This window comes from Bacillus sp. JJ1533 (assembly GCF_036965045.1).
Lineage (GTDB): Bacteria > Bacillota > Bacilli > Bacillales > Bacillaceae_L > Ferdinandcohnia.
This window is the reverse complement of record NZ_JBALOV010000014.1, coordinates 79,903-105,567: the sequence shown is the minus strand read 5'-3', so window position 1 is coordinate 105,567 and position 25,665 is coordinate 79,903. Positions and strand designations below refer to the sequence as shown.

The window sequence follows — 25,665 nt, the reverse complement described above, 5'->3', positions numbered from 1 at the left end:
TCACGGATTTTAAAAGTAGCTTTTGCTACTTTTTTTCGTGTCTGCATACTAGCCCAACAAGGTCATGATACCTTGGTAGGCAAAATAAAGCCCGAAGCCAACAAGAGATAAGCCCGATAAAATAGATATCCAAATCAAAACGATACTATTAAGATATTTACGAAATACGGTAGTCAGTGCGGCCACAAAAAGATCCCAAAGGGTTAAGCCAAGAAAGATCATCGAGCTATAAATTAATAAATCGCTCGTACCATTTTCTTGTGCTGTTTTAGCCAATACAGAGCCATAGATTCCGAGCCAAAATAAAATCGATAACGGACTCGTTATTGACATAATAAAACCTGTTAGAAAGCACTTTAACAGGGATTCCTTGTCACGGTTATATTCTAGTTCAAGAGAATTAGCTCCAAACATACTTTCTATTCCTGAATAAAGCAGAATAAAGCCACCAAATAACCATAAAAAAACTTGTACAGGTGGTATTTCAAGAAAATGCACTAAACCCAGATAGACAATTAACATAAAAATAGCATCTGCTATCATTGAACCGAAGCCAACCACCCAAGCATGCCAAAATCCATTTTTAATACCTTTATCTAACCGTGCAGAATTAACTGGACCAATGGGGGCAGCTAGCGTCAACCCCAAAATAATATAACTAACTAATATCGTAACACTCAATCGCAATCACTCCATCCTCAAAAATACAACTTGTACATTTTATGAAGAACTTGTAAACGTATTACTGTTTGTCCCAAAAAATCAAATTGTTTATTGAAAAAACATTAACCGCGATTGTTGATATCGATCATAGAAACTTTTAAACTGGTTAGTAGAACAATAAAGAATAGGTGAGAGAATGGCTAAAACAATTATTGATAAATTAAACCTGCGAAAATACGATAAAAAAGCAATCATGCACATTCCTGATGGGGCCAATTATTTTGAAGGATTAACAGATTTTGAAACGAATCTCACTGAAGGCAATTCGTATGACATGATATTTGCTTTTGTACTCGATTTGAATTCATTAAAAGAATTAGTTAATAATGTGATTGAGAAGCAATTATTGAATAAAAAAGGATATCTTTTTGCGGCTTATCCTAAAAAGGGGAATAAAGTATATCCAACATTCATTCATCGGGATGATTTGTTAAGCGGGCTTGGAGCAGATGATGAAGGGTACATTGGTAATAGTGACATCAAATTTGCACGAATGGTTGGATTAGATGATGTGTTTACGGTTGTTGGATTCAAAGAAGAAGCCGGAAAGAAATCGGTAAAATCAACAAAAGCAAGTCAAAGTGTGGATGATTATATTGACATGATTCCAACTATTAGAGAAGATTTGAAAGACTCACCAGACCTTCTTACCTTTTATCAAGCACTTACTCCTGGGTACCAAAAGGATTGGGCACGTTACGTGTATAGTGCTAAGCAAGATACAACTAAGCAAAAGAGACGTGAAGAAATGAAAATGATCCTCGCTCAAGGGTATAAGACCCGTGATCATTATCGCGCAAATAAAAAATAATCTAAACGATCAACTAGTATTTCCTGGTTGATCTTTTTTTGTAAATTTTTAAAATAATTGTAAAAAAATGAAACCTTTTGACATTCTTTGCCGTCTTAATGGTTAGGGATAAATTTGATATTTTTTATTCAATATCAGCATGTATAACACGATAACTATTAGATAGAGAGAAGTGGAGAATTTACCCGTGATATGAAAACTTTAGGGGGAAGTATGGTGAAGAAAAAGAAGGTTTTAATTTGGGTCTTGTCGATTGTCGGTGTTTTGGCAATCGCAGGCGGTGCAGCAGCTTTTTTTATAAAAGAAAGGAGCGTTGCATCGGTAGGAAATCAAATGGAAGAAGTAAATGTTACTGTTCAAAAAGCAAAGGAACAAGAATTAATTGAAACGATTCTAGTAACAGGTGAAATTGTACCTGAAGGAGAGCAGAAGGTATTCTTAAACCCTGAGCATGGAGAAATCAAGGAATATAAAGTTGAGGAGAACAAAACTGTAAAAGCCGGAGACCCGCTATTTGTCTATGATTCTTCAAAGCTAGATGCAGAGCTGGCACGAGCGACCCGAGAAAGAGACTTAATCCAAACCCGAGCAAAAACAGAACAAAACCAAATTGCGGCCTTAAATAAACGGATTGGAGATGCGAAAAAAGCTCTCGCTGCACAAAAAAACAAACCCAAAACTGAGACTCCAGAAGGTACAGAACCGGAACAAGTTGAGGAAGCCCCAGTTGAGGATGTAAACCAGCTTACAAGTGAAAAGGTTCAAATGGAGCTACAATACGAAAATACGAAATCAGAAATCACAGCAGCTAATGAACGAATCACAGAAATTACAAATCAGAAAAAAGAAATGACAGTTGTAAGTAAAATTGATGGAATCATTGTGAAAGTCAATAAAAATATTGCCGCAACCGAAGCGGGTGCTAATGAACCTGTTATACATATCATTTCAAGTAAACCGTATAAGGTTATTGGGACAATGAGCGAGTTTGATGCAGTTAAAATCCAACAGGGACAAGAAGTCATTGTTCGCCCAAAGGTATTTAAAGATCGCGATTGGAAGGGTGTTGTCGAATCCGTCTCCCATTTTCCAAATGATAATGGTGGTGGAGGAGAAGGTGAATTTTATGGAATGGGCGGTGGCGGTAATGTCACGATGTATCCATTTAAAGTCGGCATTACGGATGACACATCTGAACTACGTCACGGGTTTCACGTTTCACTTGAGGTAAGAATTCCAGGAACAGTTATTCTCCCTGTTATTCCGCATACCGCTATTTTAGATGAAGGTGGCGTAGCAGTTGTCTATGTTTTAGTAGACGGAATCCTACAAAGACGTGAAGTTCAAACTGGATCAATGAATGATGAATTTATTCAAGTTACAGAAGGTGTTACAAAGGATGAGCTTGTTGTTTTAACACCATACGAAGGAATGCATGATGGAATGGAAGTGACCTCCTTTGATGAAGTTGAGTAAGATTACAAAGGTGTATGGAAATGGTGCTCTTGAGGTACCAGTCCTGCACGGAATTGATTTAACCATTGAAGATGGAGAATTCATTGCTATTATGGGACCATCTGGATCAGGTAAATCTACATTGATGAATATTATTGGATTTCTAGACGCTCCAACTTCAGGTACGTTTGAATTAAATGAAGAGAAAATCGGCTTAGTTAAGGATAAAAAACTAGCAAAATTACGAAACGAGCATGTCGGTTTCGTTTTTCAACAGTTCTTTCTGTTGCCGCGACATAATGCACTAAAAAATGTGGAATCCCCACTTATTTATGCAGGAGTACCAAAGCGGGAGCGAACGGAAAGAGCAAAACAAATGTTGGACAAGGTTGGACTTGGAGACCGGGTTAAACATTTACCCAACCAGCTTTCAGGTGGACAAAAACAAAGGGTGGCGATTGCAAGAGCTCTTGTTAATAATCCTTCTATTGTGTTAGCAGATGAACCAACGGGTGCTCTTGACTCCAAAACGAGTGAACAAATAATGGAGCTTATGGTTCAACTAAACAGAGAAGGTAGAACCGTCATCATTGTTACGCACGAGGAAGAAGTGGCAGCATATGCAAATAGGGTTATCACCTTAAAGGATGGGTTGATAACGGATGACCAGAGGAGAAGTCTATGAGTCTATTAGAAAGCTTTAAAGTAGCATTATCCTCGATCTGGAATCATAAGGTTCGATCTATTTTAACAATGCTGGGCATTATTATCGGTGTTGCAGCTGTTATTATTATTGTTGCGATAGGTCAGGGTGCCAAAACAAAAATGACAGAGGACTTGTTTAGTCTTGAAAAAAATGCAGTCGACATTTGGTATCAACCGGTGCCTCAAGAGGGGGAAGAGGAGTCAGAAATGTTCTGGACGGAACCGGAATTAACCTCTGAAGATGTTGAAACTCTTTCCCTTGTTCCTGGCGTAAAAGCTGTAATCGCCACAAACCAAGGTTGGGGACCGATGATTTACAATGATAAACAGGGCGATATGGAAATTACCGGGGTAGGGCCTGAATTCTTTTCGGCTCGAGATATTCAAATTGTCGAAGGACGTCCAATCAACGCTAGGGATAATGATGGAAAAAACCGTGTCGTGATGGTCGATACTGTTGCAAGGGAGAAATTCTTTAAAGATAAAGAAGATATTATCGGTGAAATCGTCGACCTTAATGGAAATCCATATAAGGTAATCGGTGTCTATGAATCTCCTATCCCTGAACAATATCGTTACAATGAATCAGGCGAAATGCTAATGCCACGAGGAGTCATTTCGATGATGTTTGGAAATCGAGAAATTGAACGCTTAGCCATTATCGCAGATGACCCGGAACGAATTTCCGAAATCGGTCGTTCCGCTGCTGATTCATTAACAAGGGCCAAAAAACTTGAAGACGGGATGTACACAGTGAACGATTTCTCTGAATATGAACAAGAAGTCGATACCGTCCTTACCATTATGACGTTAGTTATCGGCAGTATCGCAGGGATTTCCTTATTAGTAGGTGGTATCGGTGTAATGAATATTATGCTCGTTTCCGTCACTGAAAGAACGCGGGAAATTGGTTTGCGAAAAGCACTCGGTGCAACACGAGGACGAATTTTGCTTCAATTTTTAATTGAATCGATGACTTTAACCTCATTAGGAGGCTTACTCGGAATCGGACTTGCAGCATTAGGAACCATTATCGTATCAATTTATTCACCAATCTCCGCTACCGTCAGTCCACTAATCGTGGTTGTTGGTGTTGGATTCTCGGCATTCATTGGGATTATTTTTGGCATTTTGCCAGCTAACAAAGCCTCAAAACTTAGCCCAATCGATGCGTTACGTTATGAATAAGGCTGGATTTCCAGCCTTTTTTATTTTGCCTAAAGGAAGTTAACAACAAATGTCGAAGTTTTATAGATACAACATAAATAAAAGGTGTGAGAAGAATGATTCATGAAAAATATGAGTTAAACCATAACAACGAAAAAGCAGATTTTTTTACCTATATCCTTGATAACTCACAGAGTATTGACCCAGACCGTAAAAGACCCATGATTGTCATCTGCCCAGGCGGTGGATATTCGCATACATCTGACCGGGAGGCTGAACCTGTTGCCATCCAGATGCTCAGTAAAGGATATCACGCAAGTATTCTTAGGTATAGTGTGGAACCAGCTGTTTTTCCAACAGCACTATGCCAATTAGCAAGTGCGATTGGCTTCATTCGTGAAAATGCTGAGAACTGGAACGTTGATTCCGAAAAAATCATTGTCATGGGCTTTTCGGCTGGTGGTCATTTAACAGCAAGTCTAGGCGTTTTCTGGAATAGAGCGTTTCTAACAGAACAAATCACTTATTCAAAGGAACAAATTAAACCAAATGGTTTAATTCTAAGCTATCCGGTTATTTCTTCTGGTCCTCATGCACATGAGGGGAGCTTCAAAGCATTATTAGGTGATAAATTCGAGGACAAACAAAGTAGAGAGTTTTTATCTTTGGAAAATCAAGTTACAAACGAAACTCCACCAACTTTTTTATGGCACACGGTTTCAGATGCTGCTGTCCCCGTGGAAAATAGCATGCTATTTGCACAAAGTTTACTGATGCGCAAAGTCCCGCTCGAAATGCATATTTATCCCGAAGGTGTCCATGGATTATCTCTTGGAACGGAAGAAACACAATCAATAGGTCGAGATAATCATCTTCAACCAGAGGTAGAGAATTGGATTGAGATGGCGGGGAGATGGGTGAAGGGATTATAAGGACTGACCCTTGAAAATGAGACTACGATAAAACACCTTTACTACCTGGATTCCATATTAATGGGAGCCAGGTAGTTTGTTTTTTCCGTGACTTTTTCCTTAAAGTTAACCGTTTTAGATTTGAGCACTTGCTAACTCCTTTTTTAAAGGAGTAAAATGATAAAATACGGTTAAAAGAAGCTAATTTGAAACTGGTCTTATTCAAACAACGATTGGAGAGATTGTGTGAAGCGAAGCTGGGAAACTGCTAATGATTCACTATCTACTATTACTGTTTTATCAAATCCAAATAATGAGCCAGTAACCATTATTGGTGACACCGATGATCTAAAATGTATCGGTGTCGGGACAGATGCGGCTGTTTTTCAATCCCTTAATGCCCCAGAATATGCATTTAAAAAATATGCGAATGACAAAGTTGCAAAAGTTATTGTGGAGGCAAATGTTTATCATAAATTAGGGGAGTCCCCTTTCTTTTCTAAATGTTATGCTTCTTATGATCATTACCTTGTTTTAAGCTATGAAGAAGGAATAACTCTCTACGACTGCATACTTCAAGGGATCCATATCCCAAAACAAATTATCATAGATGTGGAGGAAGCAAGAAGTTTTGTTCGCAGTAAGGGGCTAAACCCACGTGATATTCATTTAAAAAATATTTTACTTCAAAACGGAAGAGCAAAAATTCTTGATGTTTCTGAATACATTCAGCCGGGCAATGATTTTCGATGGGAACATCTTAAAAAAGGGTATGAAGAATATTATCACTTAATAGATGGGAAAGCTGTTCCGTATTGGGTAGTAGAAACTGTTCGTAAGTGGTACAACCAACAGAGTACATATTTTCCTTCAATTGATGAGTTTATGAAAATCATCCAGAAGCTTATGCGTATATAGGAGACATTGATCTTTATCATGTTTTCGATGCACCCTCTAGAGTTAAGGTGACTAATCTTAGCTCTTTTTTTCTTCATTAGGTAAACTGAGGGGAAATTCCCATCCAGTTTTGTAAAATGTCTACTCCCAATTAAATTCCATTCAAAATGAAACCATTCGCCTATGAAAATCGTATTACACTACTAGAAAGCAATTACAGATAACCAATTTACTGTTATCATGTATGTATAATAAGACATTTTAAATAGTTAAAAAGATTCGAGCTTAAGCAGGAGGGGTTATTAATGGGAATTATTAAAGCAGCAGTTGGTGCGGTAACAGGAAACATAGCAGACCAATGGCTTGAGGTCATCGAACCACAGGCGATGAGTGATACAACCGTCATGTCGGTTGGAGTGAAAGTCCGCGCAAAAGATCGCCGCAATCAGAATTTTAAAGGAACTGATTCAACCATTTCAAATGGTTCAATCATCCATGTGTATCCTAACCAATTTATGATTTTAGTTGATGGTGGAAAAATCGTTGATTATACAGCAGAAGAAGGTTATTACCAGGTTGTAAACTCTTCGCAGCCATCATTATTCAATGGTCAGTTTGAAGAAGCCTTATACGAAACCTTCAATCGATTTAAGTTTGGCGGGGTCCCATCCACATCGCAAAAAGTGTATTTTATCAACCTTCAAGAAATCAAGGGAATTAAGTTTGGGACACGTAATCCAATCAATTACTTCGATAATTTTTATAATGCGGAATTATTTTTACGTGCCCATGGGACCTATTCGATAAAAATTGTTGACCCAATCAAATTTTACATGGAAGCCATTCCACGAAATAAATCAAATGTAGATATTAATGATATTAATGCACAATATTTATCTGAATATATGAATGCACTACAAACAGCAATTAATAAAATGTCCGCAGATGGCATCCGAATTTCACACGTTACCTCAAAAGGAATGGAGCTCGCAAAGTATATGTCCGAAGTCCTTGATGAAGATTGGACACGGATGCGCGGAATGCAGATTGAATCTGTAGGAATCAACAGTATTACGTACGATCAGGAATCTCAAAAGCTCATCAACATGAGAAACCAAGGGGCCATGCTCCAAGATCCATCTGTTCGTGAAGGATATGTGCAAGGTGCTATTGCAAGAGGCTTGGAGGCTGCTGGTTCCAATGAAGCTGGTTCTATGCAAGGATTTTTAGGCATGGGTATGGGAATGCAAGGTAGTAGCGGATTTATGGGTGCTGCTTCTGAAACCAATCGTCAGCAAATGCAGCAACAAGCACAGCAACCGCAAAGTCAACAGGGAGCAAACCCAAATCAATGGAAATGCTCATGTGGACACACGAACACTGGAAACTTTTGTTCAGAATGTGGTTCACCAAAACAGGAAGCTAAAAAAGACACATGGAAATGCCAATGTGGCCAAGAAAATAGCGGGAAGTTCTGTTCAAACTGCGGCAATAAAAAGCCTGAAGAACTAACATGCAAAAATTGTGGGTTTAAACCTACTAATCCAAATGCGAAATTCTGTCCGGAATGCGGAACACGTTTTGAACATTAATCAACCATATTCGAAAGATAAGAGGTGATATCGGTTGGGGGTTGTAGTATATAAATGTATAAACTGTGGGGGACCATTAGCATTTAAGGCAGATACCCAAAACTGGACCTGTGATTACTGCTTAAGTGAATTCACCGAAGCAGATGTGAAACATTTTGTTGATAACGAAAAGGCTGAAGAAGAAGCCGAAACAAGTGAAGAGGCGTTACACCAAGCAAAGGAATTGGATCAAGAATTCAACGACAAAGCAACAGGCTATACGTGTAGCAGCTGTGGTGCAGAAATCGTAACCGATGACACAACTGCAGCAACGTTTTGTTATTATTGCCATAATCCTACGATTATTCCTAGGCAGCTAGAAGGAGAATACCGTCCTGAAAAAGTCATTCCGTTTAAAATTGACCGGAAGAAAGCGGAAGAATTATTTTTAAAATGGTGTAAAGGTAAGCCTCTACTTCCTAAATTCTTTACTTCAACTTCACAGCTAGAAAAACTATCAGGAATCTATGTTCCATTTTGGTTGTTTGATAGTAATACATCTGGAAGAATTGAAGGTGATGCGAGGAGAGTCAGAACCTATACAAGGGGAGATACAAGGTATACCGAAACAAAGCATTATAAGGTGATGCGAGAAGGAATCGCAAAATTCCGCGATGTACCAGCGGACGGTTCAAAGAAAATGGATGATGAGCTTATGTCCATCCTTGAACCCTATGATTATAAGGATTTAACTGATTTTTCGATGTCCTATTTATCTGGTTTTTTTGCGGAAAAGTACGATATGAACCAAAATGATGTGTACGGTAGAATCTCAAGCCTCCTTCGCAATAATGTGGGAACTTTACTTCAAGGGACAATCCATGGGTATAGTTCGGTTTCAATTCATAATACAAACGTCAGACTATCGAATGTTAAGGCGAAATATGTGCTATTACCGGTTTGGATGTTTACGTATCAATTTAAAGGCAAGACCTATGTCTTTGCGATGAATGGGCAAACAGGTAAAATTGCTGGGAACTTGCCAATTAGCATCGGTCAAGCAAGTAAGTGGTTTGGTATGATTTCAGCTAGTGTCTTTGCAGTCCTATCGTTAGGAGGGTTGTTTATATGGTAAAGAAAAAGCTTCTCATCCTACCATTTTTCCTCCTTACCTTTTTAATTTTAGTGATCCCTACATTTGCAAATACTGAAAAAATTTTTGATCAGGCTAATTTATTTTCGGACACGGAAAAAGTCGAACTACAGGATGAAGCTAATAGATTAAGTGAACAATTCCAAATGGATATCCGAATTGTCACAACGGATGACAGTGAAGGAAAATCAGCCAGACAATATGCAAGTGATTTTTACGACAGTCATGGGTTTGGATATGAGGAAACAGAGGATGGAATCTTGTATTTAATTGATATGGATAATCGCGAAGTGTATATCTTTACAAGAGATAGGATTGTTGATTACTTCCCGGACTATACCATTGAAGAAATTCTTGATCACGTTTATCCATATTTAATCGAGGAAGCATTTGGTGACAGTGCAAAAGCCTTCTTGACAGATCTTGAGGCCACGATGAATGCCGGGATTCCTGAGGGATCAATCTCTAATGCGGGATATGCTCAGTCAGAGGGCTCTTATACATCTAGTAGAAACTCACAAGGGGAATTGGTCAAAGAACTCTTAATCTATTTTGCGATTGCAATTGGGATCGGAGTGATATCCGTTGGAACAATGGCCATGTTTAATAGAGGCCGTTCCACAACAACGGCCCATACGTATCTAGACTCAAATTCGTTCAAAGTAACAAATAAAATGGATCGACATTACAACACAAGCATTACACAGCAAAAAATTCAACGAAATTCAAATAGCGGTGGAGGTTCCTCTTTTTCTGGCGGAGGCGGTGGCCGATCTGGCGGAGGGGGAAGAGGGTTTTAGGAAGCATGAGGAGACTAGGGCCTCATGCTTTTTTCTGTTTGAAAAAATGGTAGAGTGTAATGAAATTATTTCACGATAACACATTAATTCACTAAGAATAATTTATTTCCCAAAGCTTTCAACGTGGACTTTAGTGAGGTTTAATAGAGGGCGTTTAAGAGCAAAAAATATTTGCGCGATTACATGGTTTTCTAATTTGTAATTATACTGCAAAGAATTTTTTCTATAGCCTGTAGCAGTGGTGGTATATATACACCTGATGAATTAATAAGGAAAGTCACTGGTGAAGGCTTAAATGCTACTTATCTAGTGAACTATTTAGATGAAAAGTATTCAAAAGTCTATTCACTATCTTAACTTTTGTAATGCAAATAATTAGGACTATCCAGAAAAGTAAATTTTCAATGACTTTTCTGGGTAGTCCTTTTTTATCAGTTTTGTCTGTGATTTACAGTTTAGAAATTTTTCCACCTTATGGATGAATTATTAGAATGCGGATGTCCGTCAGATTGAGCTTTAAAATGTGCATATTCTAACTCGGATAAAGTTAATTCAAAAAGATGCTTTCCATCTTTTTTATATTGATCAAGATCTAGTAATTTATTAATTAGCTCGTTCCGTCTTTTTTCAAAAGAATCTCTTAGTAAACTCATATTAAAATCCTCTCCCTTTACAAATATTTTTCATTGAAAATCATTGAAAAGATAAGGAGAGGATTTTTAGTTAGGGTGTACCTCAACTTATCTTTCAAGCTGAAAGCTTGCAGGATTTAGCACAGTATTCTTATGAATCTGTTGCTGAGGTTTCTATGGGCCAGTCCCTCCACCTCTCTAGATAAGCGTTTATTTTTTTGTCTATAGTATCTTAAGTTTAAACCTAATATTCCGATGTGTCTACTATGACTATACATAAAAAAGATGTTAACTAAAATATTCGACATTAGACGGAGCCCAAGACAAAAAATAGGCGATGCAATCAGGCACAATACCCAATTACCGCACATAATTTGTTGAGGAAAGTCTTTGAAATATTTCCAATATAACTTGAACACATTACTTTTCTATTTGTTCGTTCTGTTTCATTTTAAAGTGCTTTCATATCAAATTACATTATTAAACGGAGGTTATATACGTGAACAATTTTCAAAATGAACTCCAAATGTTGAACCTTGGAGATTTTCATTCGAGTGAGGCAGTTCCTTGGGACCCAAACCAGTATTATTATGATGAATCTGCCCGACAAATAAGTGGATTTGGTGGATTTGGACGTTGTTCTAGTTGCTTTAGTTGTTTTAGGTGCTTTAACTGCTTCTTCAGTTGCTTTAATTGTTTCCGTTGTTTTAGTTGCTTTAGTTGCTCTCATTGTGGTGGACGCTGTGGAGGTGGACACCGTTGTGGAGGCGGCGGACGCTGCGGAGGTTACTAAATCAAAATAAAATATAAAACATATCCAGCCTATTGAAAAGTGCAGCCCCTGAAAAAATACATTAGGGGCTATCCCTTTGTGATTAGACATAATAGACAAATTTCACTACATAGGATTATAGTGACAGTTATCGTACAGAATCTCAAGCTGGATTTAAAGTAAAGGAGGAGCGCAATGACAAAATTAACCCCTTCTATGCGTCTCAAGGTAAAAAGAGACACGTTTTTTCTCCCTTATGAAAACAGCGGTGTATATTTTCGGAACAACACAATTTCGTTCCGTATGGAAGGAAATACAATCGATAAGTGGATTGAAAAGCTAATACCGATGTTCAATGGAGAGTACACTTTGGGGAATTTAACAGAAGGATTACCCGACCCATACCGAAAGCGGGTATATGAAATTGCGGAAGCACTGTACCGCAATGGATTTGTTAAGGATGTAAGTCAAGACTTGCCACATCAATTGCAATCACAGGTTATGAAGAAATATGCATCCCAAATTGAATTCCTGGAAAATTTCGGGGATTCCGGCGCTTACCGCTTTCAAGAATATCGGCAGTCAAAAGTTTTGGCAGTTGGTTCCGGTCCATTTTTAGTATCGTTGGTATCTGCATTACTCGAATCGGGATTACCGAAGTTCCATGTACTAATTACTGACCAAGAGTCTACTAATAGAAAGAGATTGTATGAACACGTCGAACACGCACGTCAAACCGACCCCGAGGTAATGATTAATGAAATAACCCTTCAAAAGGATGTCATGAGTTCATGGAGGGAAATAGTGCAAGAGTTTCAATTCATTTTGTATGTATCAAAAGAAGGTGATTTGGAGGAACTGCGTGCTCTTAATGAGATTTGTAAAAAAGAGAAGAAGGGGTTTCTCCCCGCTATTTGTTTAGAACACATGGGTATGGCAGGTCCTCTTGTGCTTCCTGAGTCAAAGGGATGTTGGGAATCTGCATGGAGAAGCATACATGAATCTGCGCTTCACAAAGAACAGCCGGCATCCAATTACTCTCAAGTAGCAGGAGCGATGTTAGCAAATGTAATCGCCTTTGAATTATTCAAAGAACTGACCAGAGTAACCGAATCGGAAAAAGAAGTTAATCAATTCTTCCTGCTTAATCTAAATACTCTGGAGGGAAACTGGCATTCCTTCATTCCACACCCTTTAGTGACGGAATTTGCAGAAGCTAGATGGATAAAGGATTTAGATCTACGGATCAACGATGCATCTAGCAGTGGTGATGTAGATAAATTATTTCTATTATTCAATCATTTGACTTCACCTGAAACTGGCATTCTTCATAGTTGGGAAGAAGGAGATTTAAAGCAGCTTCCCTTATCACAATGCCGGGTTCAGGCAGTCAACCCGTTGTCAGAAGGACCCGCTAAACTGTTGCCAGACATTATCTGTGCAGGCTTGACTCATGTTGAAGCACGAAGGGAAGCAGGATTAACAGGGATTGAAGCCTATGTGTCTCATCTCTTTAAAACTCTCCCACAACAGGAAGTAGATAAAGGAATTATAGAAAAAAACGAGTTTATCGGTGTAGGAATGGGAGAATCGTTAGCAGAAAGTGTTTGCCGGGGATTGCAAAAGTGTTTGGTTAAGGAGCTAAGTGAAAAAAATGACGAACAGAAGCATACTGTTTCACGTATAGAATTGAAATCAGTAGAAGATAAACACTGTCATTTTTATCTTCAGGTATTGAATAGATTGAATGGGGCACCGCTTATCGGCGTAGGAGAGAAGGTTTCTGGATTCCCTGTTGTTTGGATTAGAACTAATAACCGCTGGTATAGCGGTATAGGTTTTACTATCACAAGGGCATTGGAAAATGCATTACAGCACGCCATTATGAAGACAACAAACAGAGAGGATTTTCGCACAGCTCATTCATATGAAGGTTCATCCGTATTTCTGGAGCAAAATGTACCACTAAGCCTGGAAATACCTTCAAGTGAAGAGATGACACATTCAGAGATTTTAAAATCCGCAATAAAAGTATTAGAACGAAACAGCAGGCAAATCGTGGTATTTGAACTTGAATTTGAACCATTTAGCAAAAATGAATTGGTAGAGTTGCATGGTGTTATTTTAATAAAGGAGGAATCCACTTGAATGGTATCGTGGTGATTATCGGAGAAGGTTTTTTAGCGGATCACGTGTCCAAAGAATTAGCCTCCCATTTCATGTTAATTCGTCATCCCGATTTCGACTCAGGAATACCAGAAGAGGCTGATTTGGTTTTAGTATTACATGAAGCCTGGGATCCCTCCATTCATCAAAAGGCGGAAGAGCTATTACGCCCTAAGGGCATCCCCTGGTTACGAGGCTTTGTTTCATTTGGTGAGGGTGTGGTTGGTCCGTTGGTTCGACCAGATTCTCCAGGATGCTCCCAATGTGCTGACATGAGGCGGCTTATGGCTGGACGTGACCGAATAGATATGCGGCATTTGCAGGAACACCTTTCCATACAAAGAGGTATTACTCGTGATGTATGGGCTTCTAATACAGGGCTTTTTCAGATGGCTCACTTGATAGTTGAAGAGTCAAAGAGGATTTTGGGTGGAAAGGACTCTCACGCAGAAGGAAAAATCTTCTTACTAAACTTGAATACTCTTAAAAGTTCATGGCATTCCTTTCTTTCAAACCCATTATGCTCGGTTTGTGGTGGAATTCCCGATGATTCAGCAAGTAGTGCACAAATTACTCTGCAACCAAGTCCCAAGACCAGCATTGACAGTTACCGATGCCGTTCTTTAGACGAATTAGAAAAATTCTTAGTAAATGACTATCTGGATTCTAAGGCTGGCTTTTTAAATGGGAAAATGTATGACCTCTTGCCACCTTTTGCCGATGTAGGTGTGAATCTGCCTTTGATGCACGGCGATGAGGGGGTAGCGGGTCGGACTCATTCATACGCAGTAAGTGAATTAACTGCGATATTAGAAGGCTTGGAGCGGTACTGTGGTCTTTCCCCACGTGGCAAAAGAACTGTCATCCATGATAGTTTCCGCAATTTAGAAGGAAAAGCACTAAATCCTCTCACAGTAGGTATTCATGAAACGGAAAAATATTCTCAATCTGGTTTTCCGTTTAAACCGTTTGATCCAGATAGACCCATGAATTGGGTATGGGGCTATTCGTTTTTGCAGGAACGCCCGATTCTTGTTCCAGAGTTGCTTGCTTATTACAGCTTAGGCGATGGGGATGGGTTTGTTTATGAAACTTCAAACGGATGTGCATTAGGTGGAAGTTTAGAAGAAGCTATTTTCTACGGAATGATGGAAGTCGTAGAACGTGATTCATTTCTGATGACTTGGTACGCGCAAATGTCACTTCCACAATTAGACCCATATTCCGCTAAGGATAAGGAATTAGATTTAATGTTAGAACGTATACGTGCAGTTGCAGGATATGATATATTTTTATTCAATTCGACGATGGAACACGGTATTCCGAGCATATGGGCATTGGCAAAAAACAGGAAGAATGTCGGATTAAATATTATTTGTGCTGCAGGGGCGCATCCTGACCCGATACGAGCTGTAAAAAGCGCAGTTCATGAGTTAGCAGGTATGATGCTTACCCTTGACGAGAAATTCGAGGGGAACAAGGGAGAGTTTGTTCAAATGTTGCACGATTCAACCCTTGTTCAGAAAATGGATGATCATGGCATGCTCTATGGATTACCGGAAGCTGAAGAACGTCTAAATTTTTTGCTGGACGATAGTCGTCCATTGCGAACATTTGCCGAGGAATTTAAGTTAAAGGTACCTCATTCAGACCTTACCGAAGATCTTAAAGACATACTTCAGGAGTTTCGTCGCTTGAAACTCGAAGTGATTGTAGTGGATCAGACGACATCAGAAACCCTACGAAATGGACTTCACTGTGTAAAAGTTATAATACCTGGGATGTTACCCATGACATTCGGACACCATCTTACCCGAATAACTGGACTGGAGAGGGTACACAGGGTACCGATGGAACTCGGGTATGCGGATCAACCCCTTACATTTGAACAGCTTAATCCACATCCACACCCGTTTCCATGAGAATGACTAGGAGGTAGTAGGATGAGTCTGGATGAATTTCTACACAACTTACATTTTGATATTGATAAAGTAAGCCCGCCGGATCGGGTAATTGATTGGGAAGATTCACCATTGCCCTATAAACTATACCGTGGTTTGCATGATTTTCCGTTATCGTTAGACGTGCCTTTGAAGCTAGATAAGCAGGATGTCCCCAGCAAACCTACTCATAGCAGAATGGGACATTTCCTTTGGTATGTTTTCGGTCTTAGTCAAATAAGCCAATCCGTCTTCACAACTGATGATGACGTTGATCTAATACAGTCGTTCAGACGATATGTTCCTTCCGGTGGAGCATTATATCCAAACGAATTATACATTTATCTGAAATTGGAGGATTTGCCTGTTGGGGTATACCACTATGATGTCGCACTTCATCGATTGGAATTACTGCGAGAAGGCAATTTCGATCTTTATATCAACCAAGCACTTGGTAATCGCATTGATTTGTCTACATGCTTTGGTACGGTTTTTATATCCACGATGTTTTGGAAAAACTTCTTTAAATACCACAACTTTTCCTACCGTTTACAAGGCTTGGACACAGGTGTTCTAATTGGACAGTTACTCGAAGTAGCAAAACGATTTGGATTTGAGACAGGGGTGTACTTCCAATTTCTCGATAAGTCAATCAACCATCTGCTTGGGCTATCCGAGAAAGAAGAAAGCGTATATGCGGTGATTCCACTCACCGTTGAAGCAACAAACTGGAATATGAATCAGAGTAACAGATTCGGGAATGTCAATTCAGTGGAATTGGCTTCTAATTTGAATGAAATAAAGGAGAATAATTACTATTTACGATCACAAAGAATACTAGAGCATCCCATTTTAACTAAGTTGAATGAAGAGTCTTTTATTGAATCAACAGAATCAATTACTAAGATTAAGCCAAAAAGGAAAATGATTGGTGAAGGTCCGAAAGTATCTCTGCCTCAAGTATATCGTCTAGAGTACGACCTTGCGTCCGTCTTACAAAAGCGTTTTTCACCGGACACGGACTTCACGATGGGAAAGGTAGACCAACTGGAACTGGCTAGTTTACTACAAGAGGCAACAGCTGCCTTCGCATATCGAAATGATCTGGATAGCGAACTAAAAGGGCATGAGCCACGTGTCGCACTCTATGGCTGTTTTCATAATGTAGAGGGAATTCCGGATGCTGCTTATTTTTATGATAGCGCGGCTCATTCGTTACGACAGATAGAGCCTGGAGACCACCGACTTACCCTTCAATACGGAATGTCTGCAGATAATGTAAATTTAATTCAAGTACCATTATGCTTTCACGTAGCAGGAGATAAAGATCACTACAAAACATCACTAGGTATAAGAGGATACCGTATCCAACAAATGGAAGCGGGTATGCTGGTGCAGAGATTACTTTTGGCAGCCTCATCGATTGGGTGGGGAGGGCACCCACTCCTTGGATTTAGTGCGAGCTTATCTGATCAAATTTACAAGATGGATTCACGTAATTCAACAAGTTTAATCCAAATCCCAATCGGTCCTTATCGACCACGACCATGGCTAAGGGGTAGCTTGCGTTGCTGAAACACTTTAAAAGTTAATAGTTTAGAAGAGCAAAGAGAAGGTGTTTTCTTTGCTTTTTTTGATATAAGCAAAGCAGCTTATTTGTAAAATAATAAATGGATAAGGTAGAGGGGGCAACTTCACAATTCTTATTTTGGAGAGTATGTAGGCGCCATTGTATCTTTTTGACTATACCGAAAGGGTTTTAAAGGATATTTTTTAAAAAAGGTGGATAAATATCCACTTGTATCTAAACCCATTGGCACTGAAGGGAAGGATGCTATTTTTCTTATCCTTTTCTATGTGATTGAGACCTATTGTTCCATCAGGTTTAGTGACCTTTACCTCCACAATAGGTAAAGTTAATCTAAGCGTATTTCTATTTGCAAGTTCAATTTGAAAGATTCCAGCAGTACTTATTGAAGCTTATTCAGTGAAACAAGTAATCAATCGAACAACAGAAGGTAAGCCCAAATCTACTATACTTTAAAAGTAGGGGTAATCTATTTCATAAGAACTATAATTAAAAATCAAAAGGAAACATAATTGGAGGTAATCCAAAATTATAGTTTATTGAAAAGACAAAGTGCATTATAAAAATGCACATGTACTTTTTTAAAATTTGTAATAATATTTTTGAAGGTCTAATTAACTTTTGTTTTGAATTTATAATATAGGAATATGGCACGTACGTATAAGTCAAAAGCAATAGAAAGCCAAACCCCCGTTATCCCCATTTCAAATTGAATCCCTAATACGTATACGCCTATTATTCTGATTACCCACATACCAATTGCAGTACTAAACATCGGGCTTTTTGTATCGCCAGCCCCCTGTAAGGCACCTGCTAATACTAATCCAATAGCTAAAGCTGGTTGAGCAAAAGCATCAATCCTTAGTGCGGTTACGACCATATCGATTGCAGTTTTGTCTGTGGTAAACCAAGAAGCAAACCATGGAGATAAGAAAAATAACAAAATACCTATAACAGACATAAAAACAACAGCAATCCATGATGTAATCATTCCATATTGATATGCCTCTTTAGAGCGATTTGCTCCCACGTTTTGACCAACTAATGTAGTAGCAGCTATGGCTAATCCATAGCCAGGCATATATGCAAACATTTCAATATTACCAGCTATAGAATGAGCTGCGAAAGTATCGGCACTTATTTTTACAATAAGACCAAAATAAAGAACCTGACCTAGACGCATGATTAATCGTTCAATGGCAGCTGGTGTTGATAACTTTAATATTGATGTTGTATCTTCTTTAGAGGCTTCTTCCTTTAAAGAAAATGCGACTGGAGATTTCTTAATATAATAATATAAAGCGATTGTACCGATAATTCTTACTATTACTGTTGCCCAAGCGGCACCGGCTACCCCAAATCCTGTTAGCCCAAGAAAACCAAAAATAAGAAAATAGTCCAACACGATGTGTATAATATTAATCCACCAGCTAACCTTCATTGGAGTTTTCGTATCACCAGCCGCCCGTAAAATGCTTCCAAAGATGAGCATCAGTGAAATAAAAACGGATGGTACAGCAACAATTTGGAAATAGATAATACCATTGTTTAGTACTTCACCTTCGGCCCCCATTAAACGAAGTAAAGATTCACTAAAAAATAAAGAAATGGCTCCAAAAATCAACCCGCTGACTATTGAAATGAACGTTGATTGACGAGCAATTGATCTTGCCTTTTGAAGGTTACCAGCCCCTATGTTTCTTGCTATGAGAGAGGTAGTTCCAACTCCTAGTGCCATAAAAACAGCAATATAAACAGCTATCACAGTATTTGCAATCCCAACAGCCGTTACAGCATGTAACCCAAGTTTGGCAACGAAAAGTGTATCTACAAATCCGACAACTGTTTGTAATATATTTTCAATCATTGCTGGAACGGCCAAAGCAAGAATAACTAATATCTTTTGTTTTGTATTTTTCTTTTCATTTAGTTTGAGTTCTTGAAGTTTTACCTCCCCCATGTCCTTTCATCTCCCTAACGGATAAAATTATCTAGTGCTTTTTTTATATCCTTGATGACTATTTCTTCATTTCCGTCGTGCACAGCATCAACTAAACAAGTTTCCATATGATCAGTTAGAACCAATTTTGCTGTATTATCCAATGCTTTCCTAACCGCAGCTATTTGTAAAAGGATTTCCGAGCAATCTCTGTCATCAATAGCCATTTGTCTAACGCTTCTTACATGACCTTCAATTCTTGCTAGTCTATTAATGACACTTTTCCTATTTTTGTGATTGTGTTTTTGGTTTTGATTTTCTCGTTTACTCATTTTATTGACCCCTCCCTAAGGGGATTATATCCCCGTAGGGGGGATATTGTCATTAAAAATATTTTGAATTTTATGTAAAGTCTTAAAATGACCTTTAATAACTCTTATTGAATAGGGGAGAATTTAATAAAGGAAAAAAACATGGTTCCACCTGGTTCTGATACACATAAAAATGAAATAATTCGAAAGTATAGAAAGTGTTGCTGTAAGGTGTGTTCTTCTTCATACAAAAATTGAAATAGGTACCGAAGCGTGGATTCTTCACAATCTCAAATCAGTTAGCGATGAAGATATTAAAGCTTTTGAAAAAGGGGTAGAAATAAACATTATTTTAATTTAAATAAACACGCTTAAGAATTGGCAATTTTTTGTTTAGTAATTCAGTCTACAATAAAAATAGTAATTAGAACTAAAATCTAATCAACATAAAAGCAGCAGGCCTTTAGCCTGCTGCTAGTTTAATACCACTAATTCTCCAATCATACCATTCTTGGCATGTCCAGGAATGGTACAATAAAATTTGTAAATGCCTTCTTTTAAGGGAGTAAAGTGTATCACACTACTGCTATTTTCTGTGGTATGCAGGTGAAGATCTGCTTCACCATGGGAGTGCTCAGAATGGTTCTGTTCTGTCTGAGAATGAATTGGGATTTCTTTAATTTCAATATCATGTTCTATTGCATCGTTATTTTTTAAAGTGAGTATAACTGGCTGATTCTTCTTTATAATAATTTTAGAAGGAGTGTAAGAAAATGTTGATGAGTTAACATTAATTGTGATTTCAGAAGAATTATTTACAGTTGTTCCTCCATGATTTTCATGGTTATTATGACTTGTCCCTGTTGAGGATTCAGTTTTTGATATTTTCGTGTTTTTATCCAATTGATTACCAAAATAGAGTAAAGTGATTATAAAGGCAAATGTAAGAATTGGTTTTAAAAACCAACTTCTTTTTTCAATTCGATTTTCCTTTCCTAGCGAACTTGGCAAAATCAAGAATAGAAATAAAGAGCAGATTGTGAGAGTAAGTAGGATATTGATCAAAACATCTGCTTGTTCCAGAGTAATCATATCCCCGAGCATTGCACCCATCATTCCACCCATAAGCCCAGACATGAATCCTTCAACTATTGGAAGTAGTCCTAAACTTAAACCACATGCTAGTCCTGCAAGTGTACCAATAGCAACAGATAGTATTGTGGAATAATATAGATTGCCTTGATATAAAGAACCAAATAATACACCAACTACTAGTCCAACATTCATTCCCATAGCCATCGACAAAACCATACTGTGCATATTACTCAGTCTATTTTTCAGAAGAAAAGAAAAAAACACTGCTAGCACCGTACAGGCAATGACGGTAATAATAACAAAATTATAAAATAAACTCATCTATTTTTACCTCCTTGTATTTGCTAAATCATATGTATAACTTAGACATGCAATGCAAAAAAAATTTATTCTTTCAAAGAAGGTGAAAAAACGTTCATTCAGTTTTAAATTTTCTCAATTTTTAGTATTTACAATCATTTGATTTAATACTATGATATTTTTAACACCCACAATATACAGTAGTGGGGTATTGTATTTTAAGGGGGAATTACATTGGCAAAAGGTCAAAGAGTTTTATTTTTAGGTGTTTATGGGATGGAAGTTGTCGAATGTGGTGGAGCTTTAGCAAAAAATGTATTAAGCGGCGGGGAATCATACGCATCGATAATGCTCTGTCGGGATAAAAGTCAACCACAAGTAAGACAAGCAGCGGAAGTATTAGGAGTTCAAGTTTCCTTCTTAAATTTTCAAGCTGGGAAAGTAGATTTAAGTGAAGAATCCAAATTAAAACTAATCAAGGTAATCCGAGAAGTAAAACCGGATATTATTATTACCCAAGATCCAGAGCACTCTTTCCATGATTTAGATCCTGACCGTCGCCCTGCGATGACATTATTGTTAGAATCTATTGCATTAGCTAGTAGGGACTTTGGTTTAGATAAGTTGCCAGGATTAAGCCCACATCCGATTCCAACAATTTATTATATGACACCACACCATCCAAATACGGTAGTGGATATTGCTGATGTATGGGAAAAGAAAGAAAAAGCTATGGACATGTTAGAAAGCCAATTGGAATTTAGTGGGATGCATTTTGATAGAATGTTAGATCCTGAAACAGCGGAAATATTATGTCCCGGTTTTTCACAATTAAAGAATAATCACGAAAAAGGAAGAGCTATCCATAAGGTCCTTGACAAGGCTGTTCATGTTTATCACGGTCTTCCTTCACATGGACATTTTGCGCTTGCAGAAGCATACAAAAGAGAAGGGAACTTTCATTTGCAGGAATTAACCATTTAATAAACTATCTTTTAAATTTAGGGGGGTAAATATGAAGAAATCTTTTCTAAGCATAGGATTAATTTTTTTATTATTAGTTTCAAATTTATCTTTTGTAAATGCTGCAGAACCTGTCGATTCACTTAGAGTAGGTATTACAAAAGATGAAAATGGTTTAAATCCTTATACTTATGTAACGGGCTATCCGGGATTGGATTTAGTAAATTTACTCTACGATAATCTATTTAACCTTGATGAAAACAATATTCCGCAACCATGGCTTGTTAAAGATTATAAAGTAAGTGAGGACGGTTTAACTTATGAATTTACTTTTCATGAAAATATTAAGTGGCACGATGGTGAACCTTTCACTGCACAAGATGTCAAATTCACAATGGAGTATTTTATTAAGTATCCAAAATCGCGGTTTACTAATCCACTAAAAACAATCACATCAATAGAAGCAGCAAATGACACATCGATTAAACTTGTGTTATCGGAACCTAATCCAAACTTCATGATTCAACCACTTGCTGATTTACCAATTTTACCTGAACATATATGGTCATCAATTACAACGCCAGACGATGAGACAAATGCACTCGGAAGTGGACCATATATTTTCGAAGAACATAAATCAGGTCAGTACTACAAAATGAAAGCCAACCCAGATTACTTCAAAGGTGCCCCACCAATAAATGAAATAATATTTCCAATTATTGAAGATACAACCGCTATGTTAAATGCTCTTCAAGCTGGTGAAATAGATGCTATTTCTTCTAGTATATCTCCTGAGTTAGTTGAACAATTTGATTCTAACCCTTCTTTGAAGGTAATAAGGGGTCCAGGATATAGCACTAGTTTATTCCAGATTAATGCAGAGAAATATCCTATGACAGAAACTGCATTTCGTCAAGCAATTGATTATGCAATTGATAAAAAAAATATAGTGGATACCGTATTACTTGGATATGCGGAAGTTGGAAGTCCAGGATTTATTCATCCTTCATCCACATTTTACAATAGTGACTTAAATCCGGTATTTGATCCAGAAAAGGCAAAAGAATTATTGGAAAGTGATGGTTTTGTTGATACAGATGGAGATGGTTTAAGAGAGGGTCAGAATGGTGAAAAAATTGATTTAACTACGCTAGTTTACGCAAGTAATCCAATCCGAATCCGGACAGCAGAGTTAATCTCAGAATGGTTAAATCAAGTGGGGATTAAAAACACTGTAAAAGCAATGGATGCAACAACTGTTGATTCATTAATGTGGCCTGACTTTGATGTTAGTAAAGGAAGAGATTATGATCTAGGAGTTTGGAGTTGGTCAAATACCATGCAATTGTTCCCTGATCGTATGGTAGAACTATTCCATTCAGATCCAGCAATAGGCTCTGTAAATATAGGTGGTTACAGCAATCCGGATTTTGACAAATTGGGTGAAGAACTAGGGCAAACTTTTAACGAGGCTGAACGAAATAACATTATTAAAGAGATGCAGTCTTTTGTGGCTGAAGAAGCGCCTTTTGTGACGTTATATTATCAAGAAATAATTAATGCTTATAATCCTGAAAAGTATGATCAATTTGTGTTTCAGGTAGGTAAGGGTATTATCAACAAATTGTCTTTTGTTTCTGGTGAAAAACAGTCGCTAGAAGAAACGGGAAATCAAGGAAATGATGAAGAAGATAAGGCATCTGAAACGAAGAATAAACAGTCTGATAATGCATCTACTAATTCGAACAACACTATGCTTTATGTTTTTGGGGCTATTATTCTTTTAGGTGGAATTATTTTCTTCCTATTTAAAAGAAACAAAAACAAAACTAAGCAAGATGATGATTTTGATTTTTAATTAATACATTTACTCCCGTAATAGGATTACCTTTTACGGGAGTAATTTTAAAAAAGGTTCTTGGGGGTGAAGGCTTTGGGTAAATTTATTGCTAATAAGCTTTTACAATATTTAATCGTTATTTTTTTGATGCTAACTTTAAATTTTCTTTTACCAAGACTCATGCCAGGAAATCCTTTGGTATTTTTGGCTGGTGAGGACGTAGGTTTCATGTCAAGTGCTGAAAAGGAAGCAATTCTAGAAAAACATGGGCTGAATGATTCCATATGGCAGCAATATATAACTTATACAAAAAGTATTTTAACAGGAGACTTTGGTTATTCTTATCAACAAAAAAGGCCAATATCTGAACTTTTGTTAGAACGTTTGCCATGGACGATGCTTTTGACTGGTCTTGGTCTTGTATTGTCCACAATCATAGGTGTTATTTTTGGAGCTGTTTCAGCGTGGAAAAGGGGAACTAAAACTGATGCGAACCTCTTAACTTTGTTTATGTTTTTAAGTGCAATGCCATCATTTTGGGTAGGTATGATTTTGGTATCGATCTTTGCTTCGCAACTTGGATGGTTACCAGCATTTGGTGCTGAAAAGGCATGGTCAAACCTTACAGGTATTGATCGAATGTTGGATATTGGGAAACATCTTATTCTCCCTTTAACGACCCTCGTTCTTATATCAGTAACGAGTACATTTATGATCATGCGATATTCAATGCTAAATGTTTTAGGTGAAGATTATATCATGATGGCTAAAGCTAAAGGAGTAAAAGAAAAAGTTATTAAATATAAACATGCAATGAGAAATGCATTATTACCGGTAGCAACTGTATTTATGTTAAGTCTTGGTTTTACACTAGGTGGGGCTACCGTAATTGAGACTGTCTTTGCTTATCCAGGAGTAGGCCGTTTAATGTTTGAATCTGTCTTAAGTAGGGATTATCCACTAATTCAAGCAACCTTTTTAATTATTACGTTTAGTGTTGTTATTGCAAATTTCCTAGCAGACTTGATTTATCCTTTACTAGATCCAAAGGTGGGAAGCAATAATGGGTAATCAAAATAAGTGGAAACAATATTGGAATGTATTGACTTCTAGTAATCTTGGGATGTTTGGTTTGTGTCTTTTAGGGGTATTTTTCTTGATTGCTTTGTTAGCACCTCTTATTGCTCCTTTTGACCCTTCTCTAAGAGTAGGAGCTCCATTCGAGAAACCAAGTTCACTATTTTTGTTAGGTACAAACGATGTCGGTCAAGATATATTAAGTGAACTTTTATATGGTACTAGGATTTCTTTATTAATTGGAGTAATTGCAGCTTTTATATCTATATTGTTAGGCTGCATTGTTGGTATTATTGCAGGCTACTATGGAGGTAAAATCGATACTATTTTAATGCGACTAGTAGATCTGGTTTTAGTTATACCTTTTCTGCCTCTTATGATACTTTTAGCTGCTTTCATAGGGCCAAGTTTTTGGAATATCATTCTAGTTATCAGTTTAATTTCATGGGCAAGTCCGGCAAGAGTTATTCGTTCTCAAGTTTTGACATTGAAAACTAAAGGGTATGTTGAGGCAGCAAAGTCAATAGGGACCAGTATTAAGGTTATTCTAATGCGTCACATTTTACCTGGGGTTATACCAATTGCCCTTTCTCAATTTGTACTTGCGGCTAGTAACGCGATATTAATAGAAGCTTCCTTAAGCTTTCTTGGACTTGGAGACCCTTTTACAAAAAGTTGGGGAACAATCCTGTATTATGCTCAAGCAAGAGGGGCATTTTTAACAGATGCTTGGATTTGGTGGGTGCTTCCGCCTGGCTTATTAATTACCACACTTGTTATAGGTTTTGCTTTTACGGGCTATTCATTAGAAGAAATCTTAAACCCTCGTTTAAGAAAGGAGCGCTAAAT

General features: G+C 37.7%; 22 protein-coding genes, 1 pseudogene and 1 riboswitch. Of the genes and pseudogenes, 18 read left to right on the top strand and 5 right to left on the bottom strand.

Annotated elements, in window-relative coordinates; translation table 11 throughout:
• Positions 1-48 precede the first annotated feature (48 nt).
• The gene (locus V7138_RS07875) at positions 49-681 is read right to left on the bottom strand and encodes a LysE family transporter (protein ID WP_335395773.1); all 633 of its coding nucleotides are present in this window, start codon (positions 679-681) and stop codon (positions 49-51) included.
• A gap of 178 nt (positions 682-859) precedes the next feature.
• On the opposite strand from V7138_RS07875, the gene V7138_RS07870 reads away from it, so the two are divergent.
• The 9 genes from V7138_RS07870 (at position 860) to V7138_RS07830 (ending at position 10,193) form a co-directional block, all read left to right on the top strand.
• Positions 860-1,534 carry a YdeI/OmpD-associated family protein gene (locus V7138_RS07870; RefSeq protein WP_335395770.1) on the top strand — a complete coding sequence of 225 codons (675 nt, stop codon included), beginning with the start codon at positions 860-862 and terminating at the stop codon, positions 1,532-1,534.
• A gap of 216 nt (positions 1,535-1,750) precedes the next feature.
• Positions 1,751-3,010, top strand: coding sequence for an efflux RND transporter periplasmic adaptor subunit (locus tag V7138_RS07865; RefSeq protein ID WP_335395767.1), 1,260 nt, complete (start codon positions 1,751-1,753; stop codon positions 3,008-3,010).
• Positions 2,994-3,674, top strand: a complete 681-nt coding sequence (locus V7138_RS07860) for an ABC transporter ATP-binding protein (RefSeq protein WP_335395764.1) — start codon at positions 2,994-2,996, stop codon at positions 3,672-3,674. Before V7138_RS07865 ends, V7138_RS07860 begins: the two co-directional genes overlap by 17 nt.
• On the top strand, positions 3,671-4,882 hold the full coding sequence (locus V7138_RS07855; protein ID WP_335395761.1) for an ABC transporter permease: 1,212 nt from the start codon (positions 3,671-3,673) through the stop codon (positions 4,880-4,882). The genes V7138_RS07860 and V7138_RS07855 overlap by 4 nt, the downstream gene beginning before the upstream one ends.
• 95 nt (positions 4,883-4,977) lie before the next feature.
• Positions 4,978-5,793, top strand: coding sequence for an alpha/beta hydrolase (locus V7138_RS07850; RefSeq protein WP_335395758.1), 816 nt, complete (start codon positions 4,978-4,980; stop codon positions 5,791-5,793).
• Between the two features lie 225 nt (positions 5,794-6,018).
• The gene (locus V7138_RS07845; protein WP_335395756.1) at positions 6,019-6,690 is read left to right on the top strand and encodes a serine/threonine protein kinase; all 672 of its coding nucleotides are present in this window, start codon (positions 6,019-6,021) and stop codon (positions 6,688-6,690) included.
• A gap of 284 nt (positions 6,691-6,974) precedes the next feature.
• Positions 6,975-8,261 (top strand): SPFH domain-containing protein, encoded by a 1,287-nt coding sequence (locus tag V7138_RS07840; protein WP_335395753.1) that lies wholly within the window; start codon positions 6,975-6,977, stop codon positions 8,259-8,261.
• Between the two features lie 34 nt (positions 8,262-8,295).
• A complete protein-coding gene (locus V7138_RS07835) occupies positions 8,296-9,375 on the top strand; it encodes a hypothetical protein (RefSeq protein ID WP_335395751.1) in 1,080 nt (359 codons plus the stop codon).
• Positions 9,369-10,193: a TPM domain-containing protein gene (locus tag V7138_RS07830; RefSeq protein WP_335395748.1), complete on the top strand. Its 825-nt coding sequence runs from the start codon at positions 9,369-9,371 to the stop codon at positions 10,191-10,193. The genes V7138_RS07835 and V7138_RS07830 overlap by 7 nt, the downstream gene beginning before the upstream one ends.
• Positions 10,194-10,648: 455 nt before the next feature.
• Here V7138_RS07830 and V7138_RS07825 read toward each other — a convergent pair whose 3' ends face one another.
• Entirely contained in the window at positions 10,649-10,846 is a 198-nt protein-coding gene (locus V7138_RS07825) for a Fur-regulated basic protein FbpA (RefSeq protein WP_335395746.1), read from the bottom strand.
• A gap of 84 nt (positions 10,847-10,930) precedes the next feature.
• A riboswitch (SAM riboswitch) is annotated at positions 10,931-11,034 on the bottom strand.
• Between the two features lie 317 nt (positions 11,035-11,351).
• Between V7138_RS07825 and V7138_RS25270 the strand changes: the two are divergent.
• The 5 genes and pseudogenes from V7138_RS25270 to V7138_RS07805 form a co-directional block, all read left to right on the top strand.
• Positions 11,352-11,504 (top strand): annotated as a pseudogene (locus tag V7138_RS25270) (heterocycloanthracin/sonorensin family bacteriocin); the annotation flags it as partial.
• Positions 11,449-11,628 (top strand): hypothetical protein, encoded by a 180-nt coding sequence (locus V7138_RS25265; RefSeq protein WP_438824326.1) that lies wholly within the window; start codon positions 11,449-11,451, stop codon positions 11,626-11,628. The pseudogene V7138_RS25270 and the gene V7138_RS25265, both read left to right, overlap by 56 nt.
• A gap of 164 nt (positions 11,629-11,792) precedes the next feature.
• Positions 11,793-13,745 carry a putative thiazole-containing bacteriocin maturation protein gene (locus tag V7138_RS07815; protein ID WP_335395744.1) on the top strand — a complete coding sequence of 651 codons (1,953 nt, stop codon included), beginning with the start codon at positions 11,793-11,795 and terminating at the stop codon, positions 13,743-13,745.
• The gene (locus tag V7138_RS07810; RefSeq protein WP_335395742.1) at positions 13,742-15,685 is read left to right on the top strand and encodes a TOMM precursor leader peptide-binding protein; all 1,944 of its coding nucleotides are present in this window, start codon (positions 13,742-13,744) and stop codon (positions 15,683-15,685) included. The genes V7138_RS07815 and V7138_RS07810 overlap by 4 nt, the downstream gene beginning before the upstream one ends.
• A gap of 21 nt (positions 15,686-15,706) precedes the next feature.
• Positions 15,707-17,278 (top strand): SagB family peptide dehydrogenase, encoded by a 1,572-nt coding sequence (locus V7138_RS07805; protein WP_335395739.1) that lies wholly within the window; start codon positions 15,707-15,709, stop codon positions 17,276-17,278.
• A gap of 623 nt (positions 17,279-17,901) precedes the next feature.
• Here V7138_RS07805 and V7138_RS07800 read toward each other — a convergent pair.
• The 3 genes from V7138_RS07800 to V7138_RS07790 form a co-directional block, all read right to left on the bottom strand.
• On the bottom strand, positions 17,902-19,251 hold the full coding sequence (locus V7138_RS07800; protein ID WP_335395738.1) for an MATE family efflux transporter: 1,350 nt from the start codon (positions 19,249-19,251) through the stop codon (positions 17,902-17,904).
• Positions 19,252-19,265: 14 nt separating this feature from the next.
• A complete protein-coding gene (locus V7138_RS07795; protein ID WP_335395737.1) occupies positions 19,266-19,562 on the bottom strand; it encodes a metal-sensing transcriptional repressor in 297 nt (98 codons plus the stop codon).
• Positions 19,563-20,015: 453 nt separating this feature from the next.
• Positions 20,016-20,957: a cupredoxin domain-containing protein gene (locus V7138_RS07790; RefSeq protein WP_335395735.1), complete on the bottom strand. Its 942-nt coding sequence runs from the start codon at positions 20,955-20,957 to the stop codon at positions 20,016-20,018.
• Positions 20,958-21,170: 213 nt separating this feature from the next.
• Between V7138_RS07790 and V7138_RS07785 the strand changes: the two genes are divergently transcribed.
• From V7138_RS07785 to V7138_RS07770, 4 genes are all read left to right on the top strand, one after another.
• The gene (locus tag V7138_RS07785) at positions 21,171-21,920 is read left to right on the top strand and encodes a PIG-L deacetylase family protein (protein WP_335395732.1); all 750 of its coding nucleotides are present in this window, start codon (positions 21,171-21,173) and stop codon (positions 21,918-21,920) included.
• Positions 21,921-21,951: 31 nt separating this feature from the next.
• Positions 21,952-23,757 carry an ABC transporter substrate-binding protein gene (locus V7138_RS07780; RefSeq protein WP_335395729.1) on the top strand — a complete coding sequence of 602 codons (1,806 nt, stop codon included), beginning with the start codon at positions 21,952-21,954 and terminating at the stop codon, positions 23,755-23,757.
• Between the two features lie 75 nt (positions 23,758-23,832).
• Positions 23,833-24,810: an ABC transporter permease gene (locus V7138_RS07775; protein ID WP_335395727.1), complete on the top strand. Its 978-nt coding sequence runs from the start codon at positions 23,833-23,835 to the stop codon at positions 24,808-24,810.
• Positions 24,803-25,663, top strand: coding sequence for an ABC transporter permease (locus V7138_RS07770; protein WP_335395725.1), 861 nt, complete (start codon positions 24,803-24,805; stop codon positions 25,661-25,663). The genes V7138_RS07775 and V7138_RS07770 overlap by 8 nt, the downstream gene beginning before the upstream one ends.
• Positions 25,664-25,665: the final 2 nt, after the last annotated feature.